Source organism: Nitrospirillum bahiense (genome assembly GCF_007828025.1).
Lineage (GTDB): Bacteria > Pseudomonadota > Alphaproteobacteria > Azospirillales > Azospirillaceae > Nitrospirillum > Nitrospirillum amazonense.
On sequence record NZ_VITO01000032.1, the window covers coordinates 42790 to 66725 of the forward strand.

General features: G+C 68.0%; 23 protein-coding genes. 12 read left to right on the forward strand and 11 right to left on the reverse strand.

Annotation, left to right across the window (positions count from 1 at the left end):
• Positions 1-43 precede the first annotated feature (43 nt).
• Positions 44-2518, reverse strand: coding sequence for a TonB-dependent receptor plug domain-containing protein (locus FBZ88_RS28500; RefSeq protein ID WP_145620356.1), 2475 nt, complete (start codon positions 2516-2518; stop codon positions 44-46).
• Positions 2519-2862: 344 nt separating this feature from the next.
• Between FBZ88_RS28500 and FBZ88_RS28505 the strand changes: the two genes are divergently transcribed.
• Together FBZ88_RS28505 and FBZ88_RS28510 are read left to right on the forward strand one after the other, a co-directional pair.
• Entirely contained in the window at positions 2863-4290 is a 1428-nt protein-coding gene (locus tag FBZ88_RS28505) for an FAD/NAD(P)-binding protein (RefSeq protein ID WP_145620357.1), read from the forward strand.
• A gap of 129 nt (positions 4291-4419) precedes the next feature.
• Positions 4420-5160, forward strand: coding sequence for an EAL domain-containing protein (locus FBZ88_RS28510; RefSeq protein WP_145620358.1), 741 nt, complete (start codon positions 4420-4422; stop codon positions 5158-5160).
• Here the strand turns inward: FBZ88_RS28510 and FBZ88_RS28515 are convergent.
• Genes FBZ88_RS28515 through FBZ88_RS31445 form a run of 3 tightly spaced genes read right to left on the reverse strand, consistent with a single transcriptional unit; the run spans position 5149 to position 7513 of the window.
• Positions 5149-5949: an MBL fold metallo-hydrolase gene (locus FBZ88_RS28515; protein ID WP_145620359.1), complete on the reverse strand. Its 801-nt coding sequence runs from the start codon at positions 5947-5949 to the stop codon at positions 5149-5151. The two genes, FBZ88_RS28510 and FBZ88_RS28515, sit on opposite strands and share 12 nt — an antisense overlap.
• A 14-nt stretch (positions 5950-5963) precedes the next feature.
• Entirely contained in the window at positions 5964-6416 is a 453-nt protein-coding gene (locus FBZ88_RS28520) for a cupin domain-containing protein (protein ID WP_145620360.1), read from the reverse strand.
• Between the two features lie 26 nt (positions 6417-6442).
• Entirely contained in the window at positions 6443-7513 is a 1071-nt protein-coding gene (locus tag FBZ88_RS31445) for a redoxin domain-containing protein (RefSeq protein WP_211102835.1), read from the reverse strand.
• A gap of 107 nt (positions 7514-7620) precedes the next feature.
• Between FBZ88_RS31445 and pdxR the strand changes: the two genes are divergently transcribed.
• Complete coding sequence (gene pdxR / locus FBZ88_RS28530; RefSeq protein ID WP_211102836.1) at positions 7621-9123, forward strand: MocR-like pyridoxine biosynthesis transcription factor PdxR; 1503 nt, start codon at positions 7621-7623, stop codon at positions 9121-9123.
• Here pdxR and FBZ88_RS28535 read toward each other — a convergent pair.
• The 3 genes from FBZ88_RS28535 to FBZ88_RS28545 are packed head-to-tail and all read right to left on the reverse strand — an operon-like array spanning position 9074 to position 10290.
• Positions 9074-9442, reverse strand: coding sequence for a hypothetical protein (locus FBZ88_RS28535; RefSeq protein ID WP_145620361.1), 369 nt, complete (start codon positions 9440-9442; stop codon positions 9074-9076). The two genes, pdxR and FBZ88_RS28535, sit on opposite strands and share 50 nt — an antisense overlap.
• A gap of 34 nt (positions 9443-9476) precedes the next feature.
• Positions 9477-9962 (reverse strand): SRPBCC family protein, encoded by a 486-nt coding sequence (locus FBZ88_RS28540; RefSeq protein ID WP_145620362.1) that lies wholly within the window; start codon positions 9960-9962, stop codon positions 9477-9479.
• A 16-nt stretch (positions 9963-9978) separates the two neighbouring features.
• Entirely contained in the window at positions 9979-10290 is a 312-nt protein-coding gene (locus tag FBZ88_RS28545) for an ArsR/SmtB family transcription factor (RefSeq protein WP_145620363.1), read from the reverse strand.
• A 327-nt stretch (positions 10291-10617) separates the two neighbouring features.
• On the opposite strand from FBZ88_RS28545, the gene FBZ88_RS28555 reads away from it, so the two are divergent.
• Genes FBZ88_RS28555 through FBZ88_RS28565 form a run of 3 tightly spaced genes read left to right on the forward strand, consistent with a single transcriptional unit; the run spans position 10618 to position 11497 of the window.
• A complete protein-coding gene (locus FBZ88_RS28555; protein ID WP_145620365.1) occupies positions 10618-10881 on the forward strand; it encodes a type II toxin-antitoxin system ParD family antitoxin in 264 nt (87 codons plus the stop codon).
• Positions 10882-10891: 10 nt separating this feature from the next.
• Positions 10892-11191: a type II toxin-antitoxin system RelE/ParE family toxin gene (locus FBZ88_RS31610; RefSeq protein WP_145620366.1), complete on the forward strand. Its 300-nt coding sequence runs from the start codon at positions 10892-10894 to the stop codon at positions 11189-11191.
• Between the two features lie 21 nt (positions 11192-11212).
• Positions 11213-11497 (forward strand): hypothetical protein, encoded by a 285-nt coding sequence (locus FBZ88_RS28565; protein ID WP_145620367.1) that lies wholly within the window; start codon positions 11213-11215, stop codon positions 11495-11497.
• A 16-nt stretch (positions 11498-11513) separates the two neighbouring features.
• Here the strand turns inward: FBZ88_RS28565 and FBZ88_RS28570 are convergent, their stop codons facing one another.
• Genes FBZ88_RS28570 through puuE form a run of 4 tightly spaced genes read right to left on the reverse strand, consistent with a single transcriptional unit; the run spans position 11514 to position 15431 of the window.
• Complete coding sequence (locus tag FBZ88_RS28570; protein WP_145620368.1) at positions 11514-12767, reverse strand: M20/M25/M40 family metallo-hydrolase; 1254 nt, start codon at positions 12765-12767, stop codon at positions 11514-11516.
• Positions 12764-14011: an allantoate amidohydrolase gene (locus tag FBZ88_RS28575; protein ID WP_246138898.1), complete on the reverse strand. Its 1248-nt coding sequence runs from the start codon at positions 14009-14011 to the stop codon at positions 12764-12766. The genes FBZ88_RS28570 and FBZ88_RS28575 overlap by 4 nt, the downstream gene beginning before the upstream one ends.
• On the reverse strand, positions 14008-14511 hold the full coding sequence (gene uraD, locus FBZ88_RS28580; protein ID WP_145620369.1) for a 2-oxo-4-hydroxy-4-carboxy-5-ureidoimidazoline decarboxylase: 504 nt from the start codon (positions 14509-14511) through the stop codon (positions 14008-14010). Before uraD ends, FBZ88_RS28575 begins: the two co-directional genes overlap by 4 nt.
• Positions 14508-15431 carry an allantoinase PuuE gene (gene puuE, locus FBZ88_RS28585; protein WP_411861215.1) on the reverse strand — a complete coding sequence of 308 codons (924 nt, stop codon included), beginning with the start codon at positions 15429-15431 and terminating at the stop codon, positions 14508-14510. The genes uraD and puuE overlap by 4 nt, the downstream gene beginning before the upstream one ends.
• Positions 15432-15665: 234 nt before the next feature.
• On the opposite strand from puuE, the gene uraH reads away from it, so the two are divergent.
• The 6 genes from uraH to FBZ88_RS28615 are packed head-to-tail and all read left to right on the forward strand — an operon-like array spanning position 15666 to position 22938.
• Positions 15666-16055, forward strand: a complete 390-nt coding sequence (gene uraH / locus FBZ88_RS28590) for a hydroxyisourate hydrolase (RefSeq protein ID WP_246138899.1) — start codon at positions 15666-15668, stop codon at positions 16053-16055.
• 1 nt (position 16056) lies between these two features.
• Complete coding sequence (xdhA, locus tag FBZ88_RS28595; protein ID WP_145620370.1) at positions 16057-17565, forward strand: xanthine dehydrogenase small subunit; 1509 nt, start codon at positions 16057-16059, stop codon at positions 17563-17565.
• Positions 17558-19903, forward strand: a complete 2346-nt coding sequence (xdhB, locus tag FBZ88_RS28600) for a xanthine dehydrogenase molybdopterin binding subunit (RefSeq protein WP_145620371.1) — start codon at positions 17558-17560, stop codon at positions 19901-19903. Before xdhA ends, xdhB begins: the two co-directional genes overlap by 8 nt.
• Positions 19900-20784, forward strand: coding sequence for a xanthine dehydrogenase accessory protein XdhC (xdhC, locus tag FBZ88_RS28605; RefSeq protein WP_145620372.1), 885 nt, complete (start codon positions 19900-19902; stop codon positions 20782-20784). The genes xdhB and xdhC overlap by 4 nt, the downstream gene beginning before the upstream one ends.
• 29 nt (positions 20785-20813) lie before the next feature.
• Positions 20814-21938 carry a cysteine desulfurase family protein gene (locus FBZ88_RS28610; RefSeq protein ID WP_246138900.1) on the forward strand — a complete coding sequence of 375 codons (1125 nt, stop codon included), beginning with the start codon at positions 20814-20816 and terminating at the stop codon, positions 21936-21938.
• Positions 21939-21969: 31 nt separating this feature from the next.
• On the forward strand, positions 21970-22938 hold the full coding sequence (locus FBZ88_RS28615) for a squalene cyclase (protein WP_145620373.1): 969 nt from the start codon (positions 21970-21972) through the stop codon (positions 22936-22938).
• Positions 22939-23936: the final 998 nt, after the last annotated feature.

The following is a 23936-nucleotide window of genomic DNA, read 5'->3' on the forward strand; positions in this document are numbered from 1 at the left end:
GCCCAAGGGGGACGCCCAGGGCGGCCGTCTTTACGCCGGCCGGTCAGAACTTGTAGCTGACGCGGCCGTAATAGAACGCCCCGTTGAAGCCGAAGGGCGAGTAGTTGCTGTAGGGATAGATGCCGCTGGTGCTGTTGGCGGCGATGACCTTGTCGGGGTAGACGTCGAACACGTTGTCCGCCCCGATGGTCACGCCGATGGCATCCGTCACCTGATAGCTGATGGCGATGTCGGTGATCCACTTGGCGCCATAGGTCTGGTCCAGCGCCGGGTTGCTGCTGTCCAGTGAGGTGGTGCTGCCGTAACGGGTGGTGCGCACCGTGGTCGACAGCTTGTCCCAGTCGTACGTTGCCGCCAGGTTCAGCTTGTTCTTGGGCTGGCCCTTCTCGATGCGGCCCTTTTCCGACCGGCCGAAGCGGAAGACGGTGGTGCCCAGGCTGGCCAGCTGCGACGGATTGCCCTCCACCCGCGTCACTTCCGTGTCGTTCAGGTTCAGGCCGGCGGTCAGCGATAGGCTGCCCGCGTCGCCCAGGTCGATGGCATAACGGCCGACGATATCCACACCGCGGGTGCGGGTGTCGATGGCGTTGGTGAAGAAGCGGCCGCCGCCGATGCCGGTGACGCCGTTGGCCGCCAGCAGCTTCACCACCGCCGCACCCGTCAGGTTCTCCGACAGCACGATGCGGTCATCGATATCAATTTGGTAGAAATCCACAGTGGCGTAGAAGTTGTCCGTGGGGCGGAACACTAGGCCGGCGCTGTAGTTGGTGGACTTCTCCGGCTTCAGCGGCTCGGCGCCCAAGGCCTTCGCCGCCGGGTCCGTCACCGGAAAGGTTCGGACGTCATAGGGCACGCTGTTGATGAACACCGTGCTGGTGGCGGAATAGTGCGACTGGGCCAAGGATGGCGCGCGGAAGCCGGTGCTGATGGCGCCGCGCACGGATAGGGCCGAGATCAGGTCGTACTTGGCCGACAGCTCGCCGTTGGTGGTGTCGCCGAAGTCGCTGTAATGCTCGTAGCGGCCGGCCAGGTTCACCAGGAAGTCGGGCGTCAGCTTGGTTTCCAGCTCGGCATAGGTGCCGACGCTGCCCCGGCTGTTGGTGCCGGCGTCGGCCGGCTCGAAGCCGGGGAAGACCTGGGCGCCAGGGGCGGCCGCCGTGCCCCTGGACGGGCCGTCCAATACCGGCACGCCACCGTTGATATAACTGGCGGGTTCTCCGGCCTTGATCGTGTAATCCTCGCGCCGCACCTCGCTGCCCACCGCGATGGACAGCGTGTCCGGCAGGAAGCCGATATGGGCCAGCTTGCGGACATCCAGGTTGCCCACCAGTTCGTCCGACACCAGTTCGCCGGCGTAAAAGCTGCGTGGGCTGGCCGTGCCCAGCGACACGTTGACGGAATTCTCCACGCCATAGTCGAAGCGGTTCCGGCCGTAATCGACGCTCAGGTCATAGCTCCAGTCGTCGGGCAGGTCGCCGCGCACGCCCACCGTGGTCGACAGGTCCAGCTGCTTGGACGTGATGTAGGGCAGATAGCCGTCGGGCGTCAGGGCCCGCACCGTGCGCACATCCTGCGCCCGGCGGAAGAAGCCGGCGCTCTGCCCGTCGCGCTGGCCCAGGCTGGCGAAGGCGTAGATCTCCGCCTTGTCGTTCACCGGCAGGCTGGCGTTCAGGAAAAGGTTGTATTCCTTGTCCAGCGGATCGCCGAAGCGGCTGTCGTGCCGGTTGAACGTGGCCTCGCGCGGGTCGCCGGCCGTCAGGTATTGCTGGCGGGGGTCGTCGCCGGACCGGTCCGTGGGCCGCGACCGGTGGGCCTCCGCCGACAGGGTGACGTAGCCGTTGCGGGGCAGGGGCAGGCCGACATTGGCCTCCACCCGGCCGGTCTGGCCGTCACCGGCGCCGTACTCGCCATACTCCACGGCAGCGCTGCCGCCGCTGTCCTGGCCCTTCAGGCGGATGTTGATGACGCCGGCGATGGCGTCGGACCCATATTGGGCGGCGGCGCCGTCGCGCAGCACCTCGATCTTCTCGATGGCGATGGACGGGATGGTGTTCAGGTCCACGGCGTCGGAGCCGCGACCCACGCTGCCGTTCAGGTTCAGCACGGCGCTGACGTGCCGGCGCTTGCCGTTGACCAGCACTAGGGTTTGGTCGGGGCTCAGGCCCCGCAGGGTGGCCGGGCGCACATGGTCCGTGCCGTCGGTGTTGGCCGGCTGGGGGAAGTTGAAGCTGGGCACCAGGGCGCGCAGCATCTGGGTGGTTTGCACCAGGCCGGTCTTTTCCAGTTCATCCACCGGCAGCACGTCGATGGGCACGGGGGAGGAGGCGACGGTGCGGTCGCTGCGCCGCGTGCCGGTCACCACCACCTCGTCCAGGTCGCTCAAGGTGGCAGCGCTTTGCGGGGCCGGATCGGCCGCCTGGGCAACCGGGACGAATAGGGGTGCGGCCAGGATCAACGCCAGCGCGGTGGTGGCCCGGCGGTGCTTGCCCTGGGGCAAGGACCTTGAGGAAACGGTCATGGATGAAGGCTCCCAAGGGGTTGTCGCCGTCCGCCACCAGAAGGGCGGACATGAACAACGCTTTTTTTGTGTTTAAATTTTTATTCAACACGCTTGTGGAGCATGGCGCAGATCGTCGCAGTATCGCAAGCGCCGACGTGGAGCGGAAAGCGGCGGGGGGGGCATGCCGGAATTGTATAGATCGCATGGCGTTTGGCTGATCCATGATCTAGCAAATTTAACGGTACTACTAATGTTGTATGTAAGCCAAACGTCGCTTGACAGCGGGGGTGGGCGCCATTGAGCATGGGGATCAATTTGCGGCCCCGTTGGGCGCACCCCACCGGCGCCGGGTAGGAACACCCATGACGACACGGCCGACCATCGCCATCATCGGCGCGGGCTTCAGCGGCTCTTTGCTGGCCTTGCACCTCCTGTCCCGCGGGGCCGACTGTCCCCGCATCCTGCTGATCGAACGCGCCTCCGACTTCGGCCGGGGGCTGGCTTACGCCACCGGCAATCCCGCCCACCTGCTGAACGTCCGGGCCGGGAACATGAGCGCGTTCCCCGACCAGCCGGAACATTTCCTGGCCTGGCTGCGCCAGCAAGGCGATGCGGTGCCGGGGGCGGCCGGGGCGGGGCCTGCCAGCTTCGTCGCGCGCCAGACCTATGGCCATTACCTGCAAAAGCTGATCTCGGACGCCGCCAAGCAGTCACGCTCCGCCGGTCGCCTCATCCTGGTGCCGGATACGGCCGTGGCCCTGCGGCATGAGGGCGGGCGCATGGTGGTGCGCCTGGACGTGGGCCGGGAATACAAGCTGGACGCGGCCGTGCTGGCCATCGGCAATTTCCCGCCGCAGCCGCCGCATCTGTTCGACGGCGCCTTTTTCCGGTCCAGCCGTTTCCACCCCGATCCCTGGGCGCCCAGCGTGGCGCGCGACATCGGCGTGCGCGACAGCGTGCTGGTGGTGGGCACCGGCCTCACCATGGTCGACACGGTGCTGTCCCTTCGGGCGCGCGGCCATCAGGGGCAGATCGTGGCGCTGTCGCGGCGTGGCCTGCTGCCCCGCCGGCATACCGATGCCGTGCCCCACATGGTGCCGCCGCCGCCGGATATGCCCACCTCCCTCTCCCGCGCCCTGGCCCATGTGCGCCGCCTGGTGCGGCAGGAACAGGCGGCGGGGCGCGCCTGGCAGCCGGTGATCGACAGCCTGCGCCCGCGCACGGTGGCCTATTGGCAGGCCCTGCCCCTAGGCGAGAAGAAGCGTTTCCTGCGCCATCTGCGCCCCTGGTGGGACGTGCACCGCCACCGCCTGGCGCCCGCCGTCGCCACCCAGCTGACGGCCTTGCAGGCCACGGGCGCGCTAATCGTGACCGCCGGCCGGCTGCAATCCATTGAGGAGGTGCCGGACGCCGTGCAGGGCCGGGTGCGCGTGACCTACCGTCCCCGGAACGAGGATGGCGACATCACCTTCCCGGTCGACCAGGTCATCAACTGCTCCGGCCCGGCCTGCGATATCCTGCGCGTGACCGATCCGCTGGTGCGCGACCTGCTGGCCCAGGGCACCATCCGCCCTGACCCCCTGCACCTGGGCCTGGACGTGGACGCGGAGGCGCGGGTGCTGGATGCCGGCGGCCGGCCGGTCCCCGGGCTGTACGCCATCGGCCCGGTCACGCGTGGCACCTTCTGGGAAATGACGGCCGTGCCCGACATCCGCATGCAGGCCGCCACCCTGGCCCAGCACATCGGCGCCTATATCGACCGCCATGCCAAGGTGGCGGTGGAGGCCTGACGCGACCCTTCCATTCCTGGGCACATCCCTTGTCCAGGATGGCGTCATGATCCTTATGTAGGGCATCTGTGACCGCTCCCATCCATGCCGGTGGGCGGGAATGTCCCCTTGAGGAAGAGTGCCCCTACGATGGATTGCCAGGCTTGCCGTGAGGGGACAGCGCTTCCCTTCGACTTCACCATGGCGTTCCAGCCCATTGTCGATGTGGGTGCCGGTACCGTCTTTGCCTATGAGGCTCTTGTGCGTGGCCCGGCGGGCGAGGGGGCGGGCGCCATTCTGGCGCGGGTGGACGCGGCCAACCGCTACGCCTTTGACCAGGCCTGCCGGGTGAAAGCCATTGAGCTGGCGGCCAGCTTGGGCCTGGTGCAGACGGGTGCGCGCCTGTCCATCAACTTTCTGCCGGCGGCGATCTACCGGCCGGAGCATTGCCTGCGCGCCACCTTCAAGGCCAGCCGGGCGGTGGGCCTGCCGCTGGATCGCCTGATGTTCGAGGCGACGGAGAACGAGCCCGTTCATGACGCCGACCATCTCCTGGCCGTCTTCCGGGAATACCGTCGCCACGGCTTTCTCTCCGCGATCGACGATTTCGGCGCCGGCTACGCCGGCCTCAGCCTGTTGGCCAAATTCCAGCCGGATGTGCTGAAGATCGACGTGGAACTGACCCGCGACGTGCACGTCCGGCCGGTTAGCCGCACCATCATCGCCGCCATCCTCCAGGTCTGCCGGACCCTGGGCATCACCGTGGTGGCGGAGGGGGTGGAGACGCTCGAGGAACTGGCCACCCTTCGCGATCTCGGCATCACCCTGATCCAGGGTTATCTGTTCGGCCGGCCGGCGTTCGAGGCGCTACCCAAGCCTTTAGGCCTCTAGGCGCGCCAGGAACCGGTTGAAGGACCGGTCCACCGCCTCCCGCCCGCCACCGATGATGTCGCGACCCCAGGTGTAGCCATAGACGTCCTCGAACCGCAGGCCGGCCAGCCGGTCGCGGATACCCCGCACATCCGCCGCCGTCATGGGCAGGTAATTGGGGTAGCTGTACATGAAGGTGACGTGGCGGCGGTCCATCACCACCTGCAGCGCGTCGCCGGGGAACAGGGCGCCGCCGGGGCGGGGGCCGTCCCGCCAATGCAGGGCGGTGCTGCCAGGAAAATGCCCGCCGCAACGGATCAGGGTGACGCTGTCCGACAGGGCCAGGCGATCGCCCTCCCAGAATTCCACCTGCGGCGCCGGGCGCATGACCCAGTCGCGATCGGCGGCATGCAGCAGGATAGGGATATTCCCCAGCGCCTCGCTCCACGACACCATGGACGCATAGAAATGGGGGTGGGAGATGATGATCCTGTCCACGCCACCCCGCGCCTTCAGCGCCGCCACCCCGTCCTCCGTCACCAGCGGCACGCATTCCCACAGGATGGTACCGGCGTCGGTGGGCAGCAGCAGGGCGCGCTGGTCGATGGCGAAGGGCGGCGTCATGCCCAGCGCGAACAGGCCCGCGTCTTCCTCCAGGCGGCTGCGATGGCGGGCGGCCAGCCCCTCCATGGTGGTCCAGCGCTGGCCCCGCCAGCCGACATATTGGCGCTCATCCTCGCAGATGGGGCAATGGTCGGGTGGGGTTGTGGTGGTGAACTGGGTGCCGCAGGTCTCGCAGATGGCGTGCATGGCGGTGCGTCCGGTCAGGCCAGGGCGGGGTGCGGGACGACGCCTTGGGCAGCGCACCAGGCCAGATAGGCGGCCCGCGCGCTGGCGCTGTTGGTGGTCCCTATCACCTGGCCCCCCTCATCCAGATAATCGATATCCCCCGTCAGGCTGATGTGGATGACGCAGGGCTCATCCCCCACGGTCCGCCAGCTGTCGATATTGCCTGCCGGCTCGTGGACGAAAACGCCGGGGCCGATGATCTCCCCCGTCTCGATGATTTCGCGTGACCCTGACAGGGTGTAGGCGTGAACCTCCCCGCTGTGACGGTGGCGGGGGATGACGGTGCCGGGCTCCACCCGCAACTGCAGATCATAGCCGTCCTCGGCGAAGTGCAGCGGACGGAACGACAGGCCGGGGCGCAGCGGAACCCAGGCCTGGGCCAGGGCGTCGAGGGGATGGGCGGTGGGGGTGCCAGCGGTGGGGATCATGATGGTTCCTCCGTTGTTCATATCGGTCAGCGGGCTTGGGCGACGGTGCGCTGGGCGGTGGCGAGGGTGATTTCCTCCGGTCCCAGGATGCGGGTGATGCGGCCCTTGGCATCGATGATGGCCAGGCTGGGCACCTCGCGCACGCCGAAGGCACGGAACAGGTGGCCGTCGGCGTCCAAGGTCAGGGGCAGGCCGCTCGGTACCGCCGTCTTGGGGTTGGCCTGGTAGTCGGCCAGGTCCTTGGCCGAGGCCCACAGGCCCGAGGCCACGCCCAGCCAATGGGCCTGGCCCTGGTCGGCCAGGCTGGACGCCACCTCCCGCGCCTGACGGCAGGCGGCCGCCATGGCCGGGCGACTGGTGGCGAGATAAGATTCGCACCAGGGGGAGAAGAACAGGACGGCGCGGGGCTTGCCGTCGCGGCTGGGGCCGCCCACGGGGAAGGCCTGGCCGGTGGTGATGCTGGTGGTCAGGCCGGGCAGGATGTCGCCCGGCTTGTAGGTCGCTTCCTGCGGATGGCCAGGGGCGGCGGCGATGCCGGCGGCACTCCCGCCCTCCGCCAGGGCCGCCTGCAGCGCCTGGTGCAATTTGTCGTCCGCCAGATGGCCGACGTACAGGATACGGCCGTCGCGGCCGATGACCACGTGTTGCGGCGTCACGCGCAGGTTCAGGGCGGCGGCCAGGCTGCCGTCGTCCACCGCCACCGGCATACGCAGGCCCATCTTTTGGCGGAAGTCCCGCACCGTCGCCGGCTTGTCGTTGAAGCCGGTGTTGACGGCGATGATGGCCATCCTGTCGCCCAGGGCCTCATAATCCGCCTCGAAGCCTGGCATCTGCTCCCGGCAGGGCACGCACCACGTGGCCCAGAACTTCAGGTAGACCGGTTTCCTGCCGTAGTAGGCGCCAAGGTCGATGCGCTCCCCCTCCAGGGTGGTCAATTTGGCCGCCGGGCCGGGCAGGCCCAGCAGGCCACTGCCCGCCGCCTCCGCCCGGCCCTGGCCGCTTTCCGCATTGACGGCCGACGTGCCGTCCGTGGCGGCATGGGCGGGGAAGGTGGCGAGGGCGGCCATCAGCAGGCCGGCTTGGAACAGGGTGCGCATCAGGGCATTCCTTCAGGATCCGATGGGTCCAGCATGGCGCGGAATTGGATCAGGAACGAGAGCCGATCCGTGGTATTCCTGGTGATCCAATTGCGGATGCCGACACCTTGACCATCGCCTTGCAACTGGGCCTGACGCTGCCGCCGCCCGGCTCGCGCCATGCCCGCCGCGCCCTGCATGACCAGTTGCGCGCCGCCATCCTGGACGGGCGGCTGGCGCCGGGCTTGGCCCTGCCGCCCAGCCGGACCCTGGCGCAGGAACTGGGCCTGTCCCGCACCACGGTGGTGACGGTCTATGATTTGCTGTTGAGCGAGGGCTATGTCGTCGCCCGTACCGGCGCCGGCACCTTCGTCGCCGATACGGGCGCCAAAGCCCAGTCCGGCGCCGCGGCCGGGGCACCGCCGCCCGGCCCGCCCAGCGGCGTGCGGCTGAACCCCGCGTTGCTGGCGCCCGGCGGCGTCCGCGCGCCCACCCCACCGCCGGAGGTGGCGGTCAATTTCCGCCTGGGGCTGCCGGACACCAGGGGCTTTCCCTTCGACGTCTGGGGGCGGCTGTACATCCGGGCGCTGCGCGCCTTCGCCCGCACCCAGCCCGGCTATCGCGAGCCGGCGGGCCGGTCGGCGCTGCGGGCGGCGGTGGCGGGCCACGTCTCCTTCACCCGCGCCGTGGCTTGCCGGGCGGACGACATCATCATCACCGCCGGCGCGCAGCAGGCCTTCGACTTGCTGGCCCGCGTGCTGGTGACGCCGGACCGGCCTGTGGTGGCGATGGAGGATCCCGGCTACGCGTCCGCCCGGGGCGCCTTCCTGGCCGCTGGCGCCCGGCTTCATCCCGTGCCGGTGGATGGGGAGGGGCTGGTGGTTGACGCCCTGCCGCCGGACGCGGCGGTGGTCTACGTCACGCCATCCCACCAGTTCCCCTTGGGCGTGCCCCTGTCGCCCCGGCGGCGTCAGGCGCTGCTGGCCTATGCCGCCGCCACCGGCGCTGTGATCGTCGAAGACGATTATGATGGGGAGTTCCGCTACGGCGGCCGGCCGCTGGATGCCCTGCAGACCCTGGATGGCGGGGCCCGCGTCTTCTATGTCGGCACCTTCTCCAAAAGCCTGTTCCCGGCCCTGCGCCTCGGTTTCATCGCCGTGCCCGCCTGGGCGCGGGACCATGTGCTGAAGGCCAAGCAGGTGGCCGACTGGCACGCCCCGGTGGTGGAGCAAGACACCCTGGCCGCCTTCATGGCCGAGGGGCACCTGGCCCGCCACGTCCGGCGCATGCGCGCCGTTTATGATGACCGTCGCGCCGCCCTGCTGGGGGCCTTGGCCGCCCATTGTGGCGACCTGCTGGAGCCGGTACCGGCGGTGGCGGGGCTGCACCTGGCCACGCGCTTCCGCCGGCCGGTGGACTCGGACGCCGTGGTGGCCCGGGCCCTGGCCGCCGGCATCGGGGTGGAAAGCCTGGCCAACTATGCGCTGCGGCCCACCCAAGGGGGACCCGTCCCGGGGGATGGCGTCGCCGGTCTCGCCTTCGGTTATGGCGGGGTGGGAGTGGATGCCATCGCACCCGCCATCAGCCGGCTGGCGGCCATCCTTCGGGATGCAGCGCGGCCCGCAGGCTGAAGGCCAGCAGGCCGGCCGACAGCAGCAGGAAGATGGCGGCGTGCGGTTCCAGCCAGGTGCCGGCGATGGCGGCGAAGGCGACACAGCAGCCCATCCACGCCACCAGGCCGGCGGCGCAGATCCAGGCCAATGCCCTGTCCCCCGGCCGTCCGCCCCGCAGCAGGTTCAGGGCGCCCAACAGAATGACCAGGATGCTGGCGCTCAAGGCCCACAGCAGCACCATGGGCTGGTTGCCATAAGCATTGAAAGACCCGGCGGTGTGCCCGCCGGCGCCGAGGATCAGCAGCACCGCCAGCGCGCGATCGATCATCTTCCCCATCGAGTCTCTCCTCCCCTTGGCCCCCGTTCCGTTTTCACCCGTTGGCGGCCGCCGCGTACAGGTCCAGGATGCCGCCCCAGCCGCCGTCGCTGCCCACCTTGGCCCGCAGGCGCTCGCCATTCTCCGCGCCGAAGCGCTCCAGGTCGCGGTGTTCCAGCGTCACCCGGGTCAGGGTCTCATCCAGGGCGGTGAAGGTCACCTCCACCTCCGAATAGGTGTCGGTACGGAATTGGAAATCCCCGTCCAGGTGCCAGCTCAGCACCAGGCGGGCCGGCGGCTCCCACGCCAGCACGCGGCCCCAATCGCATTCCGACCCATCGTCACCCACTTCGTACCAGCGGCCATCGACCTTGGGCTCGATGATGGCGTTGGCCAGGGGCGCCTTGCCGATATGGTGGGTGGCGGGCCACCAGCTGGCGAAACGGGTGGTGAAAACGGCGAAGGCGTGGGCCTGGCCGGCCTTCACCGTCACGGTCTTCACCACGGGTGCGATGGCGATGGTGCGTTCGGCGAGCGTCATGGCGTGCTTCCCTCTGTTATGGCTTATCCGCTGTCTTCTCCGCCTCGGCCGCGAAGGCGTCGAGCGCGGTTTCCCAGAACTGGTCCAGCCAGCGGCGCAGCGCGCCCAGGCCGTGCGGGTCGATGTGATAGATGCGGCGCGTCCCTTCCGCCCGGTCGGTCACCAGCCCGGCGTCCTTCAGCACCTTCAGGTGCTGCGACACCGCCGGCCGGCTGATGGGCAGATGCCGCGCCAACTCCCCCACCGGCTGCGGCCCCGCCCGCAGCCGCTCGAACACCGCCCGCCGGGTGGGATCGGCCAGGGCAGTCAGTGCTTGTTCGTAAGACATGACTTACGGTAAGTCACGACGAACGGATGAGTCAAGGGAGACGTTCAACCAGCAGTCCCGAATTCCGTAGGGGTGAGGTCGCGAAGAAGTCGGCAAGAGTGCCCTGACGTCGTGGTGGGGACTGTGGCGGCGGGATCACCACGGCAGCCGTGCGGCCATTCCTGAGAATAAATTGAGGATGACCGGCCGCCGCCAGGGCGATGATCTCATCCAAAGCGTCTGCAGCCTCGGCTATCGTCCAATGTCCCATAGCGGCCTCCCAGTTCCGGAGCTATATTGATAATAGTTATCCACCCAGCATGTGCCATGGGGGAAGGAGTGCGGATCTTGCCCAGCAGCGTCAATCTTGGCCCTCAATTGGAGGGTGTGGTGGATCAGCTTGTTGAGTCCGGGCGCTATAACTCCCGCAGCGAGGTGCTTCGTGATGGGGTGCGCTTACTGCATGAACGCGAAATCCGCTTGGCCGCGTTGGATGCTGCGTTGAAGCGAGGGCTTGAAGATGCTGATGCTGGCGACGTCTTAGCGGTGGATGAGGTGTTTGAGGCACTGAAAGCCAGGTTAGGCAAGTCCAGGAAGGCATCGGCCGGCTAACTCCGTGCCTATGAAAGTCGTCATCACTCGGGCCGCTTTCACCGACTTGGTATATATCGCGGATTGGATCGACGCCGAGGAGCCTGATCGGGCGCCAGGTTTTATTGATGCGTTACACGATCGGTGCCTAGACTTAGGCCAGTTCCCTCTAGCCTGTCCATTGGTGCCGCGCTTTGAAACGCAAGGCATTCGTCGTCGCGTGTTTCGCGATTATCTGATTTTCTACCGTATTCGGAGGAGGAATGTCCAAGTGCTGCGTGTCTTGCATGGCGCACGTGACTATGCCGCCTTATTGTCCTTTGACCTTTAACTGGCTGACCTTCTCCTTCCTATGATCCTCGACATCATCGCCACCCTGGGCCTGCTGGCCATCCTTGCCATCTGCGTCCACGGCATGCGCACGCCACAGAAGCGCATGGGCTTCCTGCTCATGGCCGCCGTGACCCTGGTGGCCGTCGGTGTGCTGGTGGCGGATAATCTGGTGGCCATCGGCCTGGTGCATGGCGCGCGCTTCGGCGCCGTGATCCTGGGCGTGATGGGTCTGATCAACGGCGCCCTGGTCCTGGCGCAGATCGTCAGCGGCAAGCCGTGGAACCCCCGCCGGCCTGGGCGGTGAGGCGGGGGCTGGAGCGTCAGGCCGTCAGAAAATCCACCAGTGTCAGGGCCATGACCTCGGTCGCCTTGTACAGGTCGCTTAGCGGCAGGCGCTCATCCGCGCGGTGGGCGTTGGCTTCCTCGATGGTGTGGGGGCCGGCGCCGTAGAGCACGGTGGGGATGCCGGCGGCGGCATAGTGGCGGGCATCGGTGTAGATGGGCACGCCCTTGGCGGCGACCGGCTCACCCAGGATGCGGGTGGCGTGGCGGCTGATCGCGTCGGTCAGGCGGTCGGTGCCGGCGATGGGCTTCAGGGGCTCGGCCAGCAGGATGCGGCGCACGGTCACCGTCGCCTCCGGCCGTTCGGCGGCGGCCGCGGCGATGACCTGGCGCAGGGTGGCCTCCACCGTGGCGCCCTGTTCCTCCGGGATCATGCGGCGGTCCAGGCGGAAGGTGATGCGGTCGGGCACGACGTTGGTGTTGATGCCGCCGGAAATCAGGCCGACGGTCAGTTGCGGGCTGCCGATGCCGGGCACGGCCGAGACGGTGGCGGCATAGCCGGCGCGGTGCTGGTACAGCCAGCTGAGGATGACGGTCGCGGCCTCCAAGGCATCGATGCCAGTGGCGGGCAGGGCTGCATGGGCGGACTTGCCCCGCACCTCCACCTCCAGATGCAGGCAGCCGTTGTGGGCGGTGACGATGCCGTAGCTGAAGCCGGCGGACACGGCATAGTCGGGCTTGGTCAGGCCCTGGTCCAACAGCCAGCGCGGCCCGATCTCCCCGCCCGCCTCTTCGTCATAGGTCAGATGCAGTTCCACCGTGCCGTTCAGGGCGGCGCCCTGGCGCGCCAGCTCATCCAGCGCCATCAGGGCGTAGGTGTAGCTGGCGAAGTCGGATTTGGAGACGGCGACGCCGCGCCCGTACATCCAGCCGTCCTTGACGGTGGCGGCATAGGGATCGACCGTCCAGCCCTCGCCCGGCGCCACCACGTCGCCATGGGCGTTCAGGGCGATGGTGGGCCCACCGGTGCCAAACGTGCGCCGCACGATCAGGTTGGTGGCGCTGATCATGCCGTTGGCCTTGACCAATTCGTCGGGCACGACGTGGCGTTCCACGGTGTAGCCCAGGCCCTCCAGCAGTTCGGCGGCGCGGGCGGCGTGGGGGGCGCAGTCACCCGGCGGATTGTCGGACGGCACCTTGATCAGTTCCGCCAGGAAGCGCACCTGCTCCTCCCGCTTGGCCGTCAGGAAGGTGTAGACGGCCCCCTGGATGGCGGTGGCGGTGTCGGTCATGAACGGGGTCCTTCAGCAAGGGGAACGGGGTCGAAACGGCGCAGGAAGTCCAGCAGCACGGCGACGGCCAGATCGGCGTCCTCCACCGTGATGCTTTCGGCCGGGTTGTGGCTGATGCCGCCCTTGCAGCGGACGAACAGCATGGCCATGGGGCACAACGCCGCCAAGGCCATGGCGTCGTGGCCGGCGCCGCTGGGCAGGTGGTGGGGGATGATGCCGGCCCGCGCCACCGCCTGGCCCAACTGGCGCATCAGGATGGGGTGGCAATGGGCGGCGGGGGCGTCGTGCGTGGGCTGGATGTCCAGCGCCACGCCCCGGCGCGCCGCGATGGCGGCCAGGGTGGCCAGCAGACCGGCGGCGGCCGCTTTGCGGCTGTCGTCACGCGGGCTGCGCAGGTCGATGGTGAAGGTGGCCTGGCCGGGGATGACGTTGACCGCACCCGGCTTGGCCTCCATGCGGCCCACGGTGGCAACCAAATCCGGTTCGGCCCCGCCGGCCGTCTCCACCGCCAGCACCATTTCCGCCGCCGCCGCCAGGGGGTCGTGGCGCAAGGCCATGGGCACGGTGCCGGCGTGGCCCGCCTGGCCGGTGACGGTGACGGCGTAGCGGCTGGCGCCGTTGATGGCGGTGACGATGCCCAGGGGCAGGCCCCGGGATTCCAGCACCGGGCCCTGCTCGATATGCACCTCGACGAAGCCCAGCACCTGCGACGGGTCGCGCGCCACGGCCCCCAGGCCGTCGGGGTCGCCGCCGAACTCCTTCAGCGCGGCGCCCAGGGCGATGCCGTCGCGGTCGCGTGCGGCCATGGCGTCGGGGGCGATGGTGCCTGCCACGGCGCGGCTGCCCGTCAGGGTGACGGGGAAGCGCACGCCCTCCTCATCGCCGAAGCCCAGCACCTCGATGGCGTAGGGCAGGCGTTCCCCCCGGCGGTTCAGCTCGGTGACGGCGGCGACAGCGGCCAGCACACCCAGGTTGCCGTCGTATTTGCCGGCGTTGCGCACCGTGTCGATGTGTGAGCCCAGCAGCAGGGCGGGCAGACCGGGCATGTCTCCCTCATAACGGCCGACGACGGTGCCGGCGGCGTCCAAATGCGCCGCCATCCCCGCCTCGCGCATCCAGATCAGCAACTGGTCGGCGGCGGCGCGGTGCTCCTGCGTCAGGTACAGGCGGGTCAGCGCCGGCCGGTCGGCGCTGTGCTGGGCGAAGTCGTCCAGGCGCGCCATCAGGGCGGGGCCGAAGGTCACGGCAGCATCTCCTTCAGGCGCAGCAGCGCGATGCGCTCCACTTGGGCCGTCGCCGTGGCGAACTCCGTCTCCGTGTCATTGCCCACCCGGGCCTCGAAATTCTCCAGGATCTCGGCGCGGGTCAGGCCGCGCACCGCCAGGATGAAGGGGAAGCCGAAGCGCGCCTTATAGGCGTCGTTCAATTCCTGGAAGCGCGCGTATTCCTCCGGCGTGCACTTGTCCAGCCCGGCGGAGGCCTGCTCGGCCGTGGAGTCCGCCGTCAGTTCCCCCCGCACGGCCAGGCGGCCGGCCAGGTCGGGGTGGGCCAGCAGCACGCCCAGGCGCCGCTCCCGCTCCGCCGCCCGAAACTGCGTCACCAGCGCGGCGTGCAGGCCCTGGGCCGTGCGCGCGTCGGCGGGCAGGCCGGCATCCCAGGCCGCCTCCGCGATCCAGGGCGAATGCTCGAATACCCCGCCGAAACGGGCGACGAAAGCCTCGCGGCTGTCGAAGAAATCGCTCATGCGGCAGCACCCTTGTAAGGATGGCGGGCGTGCCAATGCCGGGCGATGTCGGCGCGCCGGGCGAACCATACGCCCTCATGGGCCGCGGCATAGTCCAGGAACCGTTCCAGCGCCTGGATGCGGCCGGGCTTGCCCACCAGGCGGCAGTGCAGGCCGACCGACATCATGCGCGGCGTCTCCGCCCCCTCCGCATACAGGGCGTCGAAGCTGTCCTTGAGGTAGGTGAAGAACTGGTCGCCGGAATGGAAGCCTTGGACCTGGACGAAGCGCATGTCGTTGCAGTCCAGGGTGTAGGGCACGATCAGCTGCGGCCTGTCGCCTACCAATTGCCAGTAGGGCAGGTCGTCGTCATAGGCGTCGGCGTCATAGAGGAAACCCCCATGCTCCGCCACCAGCCGGCGGGTGTTAGGGCTGGTGCGGCCGGTATACCAGCCGACGGGGCGCGTGCCGCTGACCTGCTCCAGGATGGTCATGGCCTTGGCCATGTGCGCGGCTTCCTCCGCCGGGTCCATATACTGGTAGTTGATCCAGCGATAGCCGTGGCTGGCGATCTCATGCCCCTGATCGACCATGGCGCGGATGACGTCCGGATGGCGCTCGGCGGCCATGGCCACGGCGAAGATGGTGAGGGGAATCTTCTTCTTTTCGAACAGCTTCAGCAAGCGCCAGACACCGACGCGGGAGCCGTATTCGTACAGCGATTCCATGGACATGTGGCGCACGCCGGGCAGGGCCTGCGCCGCCACCATCTCCGACAGGAAGGCCTCCGACGCCGCGTCGCCGTGCAGCACGCAGTTCTCCCCGCCCTCCTCATAGTTCAGCACCAGCTGAACCGCGATGCGGGCGGCGTTGGGCCAGTCCGCCTGGGGCGGGTTCGCGCCATAGCCGATCAGGTCGCGCGGGTAATCCGCCGTCATCATGCCCCCAGCATCCCCTGTTGTGCCCAGATCCTTTAGGCGCATCATCGCCCGATAGGGTTGCCGCCGCGACCCATAAAGGTCCAGCATGGCCAGGTCAGCATATCGCGCGCCAGGGGATGGGCGCTTTCCTGATTGTTTTGAAAGACTTTCCAGGGGCGGCTGGCTGACGGGGCGATGCGACCCCATGTACCTTTTGTGCATAAGCGAGATCAGGGCGACGAACGGGCGGTCATCATGAGTGCAGGCCATATGAATGCGGGCCGGGGCGAAGGACGCCTGACAACCCACGTGCTGGACACCATGGCGGGCAAGCCGGGGGCCGGCATCACCGTCGTGCTGGACCGCCTGGGGCCGGGCGATGTCCGCACCCGCGTGGCGGAGGCGCGCACCAACGCCGACGGCCGCTGCGACGCGCCGCTGCTGGCCGGTGCCGATCTGCTGCCCGGGCGCTATGAGCTGACCTTCGCGGTCGGCGCCTATTTCCAGGCGCGCGGCGTGACCCTGACCGATCCGCCCTTCCTGGATGAGGTGCCCATCCGCTTCGCGATATCCGATGCCGGTCAGCACTATCATGTGCCGCTGCTGATCAGCCCCTACGCCTACTCGACATACCGGGGCAGCTGAGATGGCCCACCGCACAACCATCCGCTTCCTGCTGGGCAATGAACCACGCACCCTGACCGACGTGGACCCGACGCTGACCGTACTGGACTGGCTGCGCGGCACGGAACGCCGCATGGGCACCAAGGAGGGCTGTGCCGAGGGCGACTGCGGCGCCTGCACCGTGGTGGTGGGTCGCCTGGTCGACGGTGCCGTGAAGTATGAGGCCATCAACGCCTGCATCCGCTTCCTCGCCACCCTGGACGGCTGCCAGCTGCTGATGGTGGAGCACCTGAAGCGGCCGGACGGTGGCCTGCACCCGGTGCAGCAGGCCATGGTGGACTGCCATGGCTCGCAATGCGGCTTCTGCACCCCCGGCTTCGTCATGTCGCTGTATGCCCTGAACCGGGCGGAGGCGGCGCCTGAGGGTGTGTTGGACGAGCAGCGCATCGACGATGCCCTGGCCGGCAATCTATGCCGCTGCACCGGTTACGCCCCCATCGTGGCGGCGGCTCAACAGCTGCGTGATAGGACGCCGGACCATATCGACGACGCCCTGCCCACCGTGACTAGGGCGCTGGCCGCCTTGGCTGATGACGCGGTGGTGGAGACGGGGCGCGACGGCCGCCGCTTCCTGGCGCCGGCCACGGTGGACCAGCTGGCCGACCTGGTGCTGGCCAATCCCGATGCCACCATCGTTTCCGGTGCCACCGACGTGGGCCTGTGGGTGACCAAGCACCAGAAGGTGCTGTCCACCGTGATCTACACCGGCCGCGTGGCCGGCCTGGCACGCATCACGGACCGGGGTGATGCCCTGGAACTGGGGGCCGGCGCCACCTTCACCGCCGCCAAGGCGGCCCTGGGCGCCTTGCACCCCGACCTGGACGAACTGCTGCGCCGGGTGGGGGCGGAGCAGGTGCGCAACGCCGGCACCATCGGCGGCAACATCGCCAACGGCTCCCCCATCGGCGACACCCCACCGGCCCTGATCGCCCTGGGCGCCAGTCTGACGCTGCGCCGGGGTGCGCAGCGCCGCACGCTGCCGCTGCAGGACTACTTCCTGGCCTACGGCAAACAGGACCGCCAGCCGGGCGAGTTCGTGGAAAGCGTGACCGTGCCCAAGCCGGGCAAGGGCGACCTGTTCGCCGCCTACAAGATCTCCAAGCGCTTTGACCAGGACATCTCCGCCCTGTGCGCCTGTTTCCTGGTGACGGTGGGCGACGATGGCCTGGTCACCCGCGCCCGCCTGGCCTATGGCGGCATGGCCGGCACGCCCAAGCGGGCGGACGCGGCGGAGGCGACGCTGTTGGGCCGGCCCTGGGACGCGGCGGCGGCCCGGGATGCCAAGGCGGCCTTGGCCCAGGATTTCACGCCGCTCAGCGACTGGCGCGCCAGCGCCGCCTACCGCCTGACGGTGGCCGGCAACCTGCTGCTGAAGTTCCAGGCGGAGAGTGTGGCCGACGCCCCCGGGACCCGTGTGCTCGCCCAGCGATCACAGGGTTGCGACATCGCAAAGGCGGTGCCCCATGCCTGACAAGACCCCCATCGACATCCCGGCGGTCGCGCGCCGCATCGACGGCGCCGTGCACGACAGCCGCCGCCACGAAAGCGCGCACAAGCATGTGAGCGGGGAGGCGCTGTACGTCGACGACATCGCCGAGCCCGCCGGCCTGCTGCATGTGCAGTTGGGCCTGGCCGCTCGCGCCCACGCCCGCATCCTGTCCCTGGATCTGGACGACGTGCGCCGGGCCCCCGGCGTGGTGGCGGTGTTCACCGCCGCCGACATCCCGGGCGACAATGACATCGGTGCCGGCCTGCGCCATGACGAGCCGCTGTTCGCCGAGGATGTGGTGCTGTATCACGGCCATCCCCTGTTCGCCGTGGCGGCGGAGACGCGCGACCAAGCCCGCCGCGCGGCGCAGCTGGCCAAGGTGGAATATGAGGATCTGCCGGCGGTGCTGGACATCGCGGCGGCGCGCGATCCGGGCACCCTGGTCACCCCGCCCATGACCCTGCGCCTGGGCGATGCCGAGGCGGCGCTGAAGACGGCCCCCCGTACGCTGTCCGGCCGCATCAAGATCGGCGGGCAGGAGCATTTCTATCTGGAAAGCCAGATCGCCATGGCCATCCCGGGGGAGGATGAGGACGTGCTGATCCACGTCTCCACCCAGCACCCCAGCGAGGTGCAGCACATCGTTGCCCACGTCCTGGACATTCCCGACGCGGCGGTGACGGTGGAGGTGCGGCGCATGGGCGGTGGCTTCGGCGGCAAGGAAACGCAGGCCAACCTGTTCGCTGCCTGCGTGGCCCTGGTCGCCAAGAAGACCGGCCGCGCCGCCAAGCTGCGCCCCGATCGCGACGACGACTTCCGCATCACCGGCAAGCGCCACGATTTCGAGGTGGACTATCAGGTCGGTTTTGACGACCAGGGCCGCATCCTGGCCACTGACATGCTGTTCGCCGCGCGCTGCGGCTTCGCGGCGGATCTGTCGGGCCCGGTGACGGACCGCGCCCTGTTCCATGCCGACAACTGCTATTTCTACGGCAATGCCCGCATGTCCTCCCTGCCGCTGAAGACCAACACGGTGTCCAATACCGCCTTCCGCGGTTTCGGCGGGCCCCAGGGCATGGTGGCCGCCGAGCGGATGGTGGAGGAGGTGGCGTTCGCCACCGGCCTGGACCCGCTGGACGTGCGGAAGGTGAACTTCTACGGCACCACCGACCGTAACGTGACACCCTATCACCAGACCATCGAGGACAACATCATCGGCCCCCTGGTCGATGAGCTGGAGACCTGGTCGGACTATCGCGCCCGCCGTCAGGCCGTCCGCGCCTTCAACGCCGCCAACCCCTACCTGAAAAAGGGCTTGGCCCTGACGCCGGTGAAGTTCGGCATTTCCTTCACCTTCACGCCCTACAACCAGGGTGGGGCGCTGATCCACATCTACACCGACGGTTCCATCCACCTGAACCATGGCGGGACGGAGATGGGGCAGGGCCTGAACACCAAGGTTGCCCAGGTGGTGGCCGATGAGTTCCAGGTGGACATCGGCCGCATCCGCATCACCGCCACCACCACGGGCAAGGTGCCCAACACCTCGGCCACCGCCGCCTCTTCCGGTGCCGACATCAACGGCAAGGCGGCGCAGAACGCCGCCCGCGTGCTGAAGGCCCGCTTGGTGGAATTCGCCGCCGGCCATTGGAACGTTCCTGAGGACGCTGTGGTTTTCACCGCCGACGGGGTGCGGGTGGGCGACCAGCTGCTGACCTTCAGGGAGGTGGCGAAGGCCGCGTACATGGGCCGCATTTCCCTGTCGGCCACGGGCTATTACAAGACGCCCAAGATCCACTGGGACCGGGCCAAGGGCCAGGGCCGCCCCTTCCTCTATTACGCCTATGGCGCGTCGGTGGCGGAGGTGACGGTGGACACGTTGACGGGCGAGTATGTGGTGGACCGCGTAGACATCCTGCACGACTGCGGCGACAGCCTGAACCCGGCCCTGGACAAGGGCCAGGTCGGGGGCGGCTTCATCCAGGGCATGGGCTGGCTGACGACGGAGGAGCTGTGGTGGGACGCCCAGGGCCGCCTGCGCACCCACGCCCCCAGCACCTACAAGATCCCGGCCTGCGGCGACCGCCCGCGCCAGTTCAACGTCCGCCTGGTACGAAACAGCCCGAATGTCGAGGACACCATCCACCGGTCCAAGGCGGTGGGTGAGCCGCCGCTGATGCTGGGCATCAGCGTGCTGCATGCCCTGTCCGACGCCGTGGCCAGCGTGGCGGACCATAAAATCTGCCCGCAGTTGGACGCGCCGGCCACGCCGGAACGGGTGCTGGCCTGCATCGAACGCCTGCGGGAGCGGACGGCATGACGGCACCCAAGGTTCCGCTCTCCGCCCCCGGCCCGCAATCCGCCGGCCTGGCCGCCTGCCTGGCCCGGGGTGAGGCCGTGGTGCTGGTCACGGTGACGGAGGCGCGCGGCTCAACCCCGCGTGAGGTCGGCGCCTGCATGGCGGTGGGCGCCGACTGGCAGACAGGCACGGTGGGTGGCGGCCGGCTGGAACATCTGGGCCTGGAAACCGCCCGCCGCCTGCTGGCGGAGGGTGGCGAGCCGGTGCGCCTGGACGTACCCCTGGGCCCGGCGGTGGGCCAGTGCTGTGGCGGTCATGTCGTGCTGACGGTGGAGCGGGTGGACGAGGCGGTGCTGTACCGCCTGCGCGCGGCGGAGGCGACGGCCCTGGCCGGCCAGCCCTGGCTGATGCTGTTCGGCGCCGGCCATGTCGGCAAGGCGGTGGCCCGCGCCATGGCGCCCCTGCCGCTGCGCCTGGTGTGGGTGGACAGCCGCGCCTCGGAATTCCCCCCCGACCCGCCGGTGGACGCCGACATCCGCGTGGCGACGGAGCTGCCCAGCCAGGTGGCCCTGGCCCCGCCCGGCGCCGGCTACCTGGTCATGACCCACAACCACGACCTGGACTTCGCCATCACGGCGGAGGCGGTGCAGCGCACCGACGCGGCCTATGTCGGCCTCATCGGGTCGCACACCAAACGCCAGCGCTTCTCCCGCTGGTACCAGGCGCAGGGGTATGATCCCAACCATTTGCGGCGCCTGATCTGCCCCATCGGCGCGGGCCTGTCGGGCGACAAGCGACCGGAGGTCATCGCCGCCCTGACGGCGGCGGAGGTGCTGACGGCCCTGTTGCGCCGGCCGCCGCAGACCACGGTGATGATGGGCGACATTTACGGGGCCATCTAGTGGGGGGCCATCCAGGGGAGGGCGGTCCGTTGGCCGGTGCCGACACCGGCGTGATCTATCTGGATCATCTGGCCAGTACGCCCCTGGACCCCGCCGTGCTGGCCGCCATGCTGCCCTGGTTCCAGCCGGACCACGCCGGCAACGCCCAGTCCGCCCATCACAATCCCGGCCGCCAGGCGGCGCGGGCCGTCGTCCAGGCCGGCCGCGCCGTGGCGGCCCTGGTGGAGGCACCGGCGGATGCGACAGTCACCTTCACCCCCAGCGCCAGCGAGGCCAATCGCCTGGCGCTCCAGGGGCTGGCGCCGGCCGGCGCCCCGCTGCTGGTCTCGGCGGTCGAACATGACAGCGTGCTGCGCCAGCTGGACGGTCTGCGCACCGCTGGCCATGCCGTGACCCTGCTGCCGGTGGATGGCCAGGGCGTCATCCGCCTGGATGCGCTTGAGGCCGCCTTGAGCCGAGCCGGTCCCCGGCCCGTGCTGTCGCTCATGGCCGCCAACAATGAGGTCGGCAGCCTGCAGCCGCTGGCGGCCGTGGCCGACCTGTGCCGCCGCCATGGCGCCCTGTGGCACTGCGACGGGGTGCAGCGCGTGGCCACCGGGCCGCTGGCGGTGGGCGGCAAGGATCGTCCCGGTCCCGACATGATCACCCTGTCGGCGCATAAGCTCTATGGGCCGCAGGGCGTGGGCGCGCTGGTGGCGCGGCCGGGGTTGGCGCCGGCGACGCCGTGGTCCTGGGGTACCCCGCCCACCGCCTTGATCATGGGCTTCGCCGAGGCGGCACGGCTGGTCTTGCAGCGGCGCGGCCCGGATCGCGATCATCTGGTGGCGCTGACGGCGCGGCTTTGGGCGGGCCTGAGCGCCGCCGTTCCCGGCGTCACGCGCAACGGCCCGGCCGATGGCCTGCCCGGCTGTCTCAATGTCACGCTGCCGGGCGTGGACGCCGCCGACCTGCTGCTGGACCTGCCCGACCTCGCCTTGTCCACCGGTTCCGCCTGCCGCTCCGCCACCGGCCAGCCCTCGCATGTGCTGACGGCGATGGGCCTGGACCCGGCGGCGGCCTCCGGCAGCCTGCGTTTTGGCCTGGGACGGGGGACCACCCCGGTAGATGTTGACCAGGCGGTGGCCCGTATCGCGGCGGTGCTGCGGACGCGCTAATATCCCGTATGCGCAAACGGGGGAATGGCCCATGCCTGAGCAAGACGCGGTGATCCTTTGGCTGACGCGCGCCGACCCGGCCATCCGCTGGCAAGTGATGCGTGACTTGCTGGACTTGCCGGAAGCGGATTGGGCGGCGGAACGCGCCAAGGTGGAAACGGAAGGCTGGGGTGCCCGCCTGCTGGCCTGCCAGGATGCGGACGGGCAATGGGCTGGCGGCGCCTTCTTCCCCGCCGATTTCACCCCGGATGAGTGGCACCGCAGTGGCCAGCCGTGGACGGCCACGGCCTTCGCGCTGGACCAGCTGCGGGAATTCGGCCTGGACCCCACGACGGAGCTGGCCCGGCGCACCGTCGCCTTGATCGGTGCCCATTCCCGCTGGGATGAGGGTGGCCAGCCCTACTGGCAGGGCGAGGTGGAGGAATGCATCAACGGCCGCACGGTAGCCAACGGCGCCTATTTTGGCGCCGACGTCGCCACCCTGGTCGAACGCCTGGTGGATGACCGCCAGCCGGACGGCGGCTGGAATTGCGAGCGCGCCGCCGGCTCCGCCTGTTCCTCCTTCGCCAGCACCCTCAACGTGCTGGAAGGCCTGCTGGAGTATGAGCGCGCCACCGGCGGCACCGACCGCTCGCGGGACGCGCGGCGCACGGGGGAGGACTACCTGCTGTCCCGCCACCTGTTCCGCCGCCTGACGACGGGGGAACCGGCCGACCCGCAGTTCCTGGACCTGCTGCACCCCAACCGTTGGCGTTATGACATCCTGCGGGCGCTGGACTATTTCCGCGCCGCCGGCCAGTCGACCGGTGCGCTGCCTGATCCAAGGCTGGCGGAGGCCGTTGCCCATCTCCGCTCCCGCCGCCAGGCCGACGGTACCTGGCCGCTGGACTGGGATTTGCGCGGGCGGGTTTGGTTCAAGGTCAACGACGGACCGGGCAAGCCGTCGCCCTGGGTCACCCTGCGGGCGCTGCGGGTGTTGAGATGGTGGGGGCGGGGATGATTGTGTGGTGAGGCATGAGATAGGGGTGCCAAAGTTCAGATAGCGTCTGATTAAGGCTTGCTCAATTGACGTAAAGGCCCACCGCTCCAGCACGATCTTTATATCGATGCTGTTAATGTTCGCGTAGTGTGCATTTCAATTATTTAGGCCAGCTTGTTATTTCCACAAAATAGCCGTCGGAATATAACTTGCCAAGTTGAGAATCAGGGCATGATGAAGTGGATGTTATCCACTGTGAAAAATTTGTTTTTCCATAAAAGAATCACTCATATCCATATAGTAGAAATAATCATGTTTTGATCGATTTGCAAACTTCAACCAAGTTCGGGAGCTCTTTCTGTTTTAATTTTGCAACACGCATGGCGATCTTTGGCTCCATCTTCCCAAGAAATTTAGTGGACCGAAGTGTACTTTTCACAGACCCATATTCATAACGATCATATGTATCAATGGCTGCGTCGAAAAATATCTCCGTAGCCTTAGCTGCATATTTGCTGATGGCGTTTTGGAACGCAATATTTTTCATCTTTCCTAGTGAGATATGAATCGAGTCTATATCGCTGAATTTTCTCATTAAGATAAATGACGTGTATATTATCCAAAATCCTGATGTTACTGTAAGAAGACCATTAGATGCATCTTCAATCTTCTCTAATAGTTTCTTGCGTTCATTCTCTGCCGCTAAGCCAGAAAGCCAAGCTAGATAGACACTTTGCGCACTTTTGTCTCTAGGGAATAATTTTTGATATGGCTGATCAAATAACTCTCCCTTGTTGTCAATGGCTTGTATGAGAAATTCCTTGTCTGATGATGCAATATACTGAGCTACTCGATCGAGCTCTATGCTACCAGCCTTCTTTTTCGCCCCCTCTTGGCGAGGAGCATAATCGATTCCCAGATTCTTAACAGGGTGTTGAAGAAGTCAGCTTCTTCGGGCTTTGAGAGTGACCTCGTCGTCGTTGTCGTATGAGAGTTCGATTTCGAGTGTCCCGTCATCG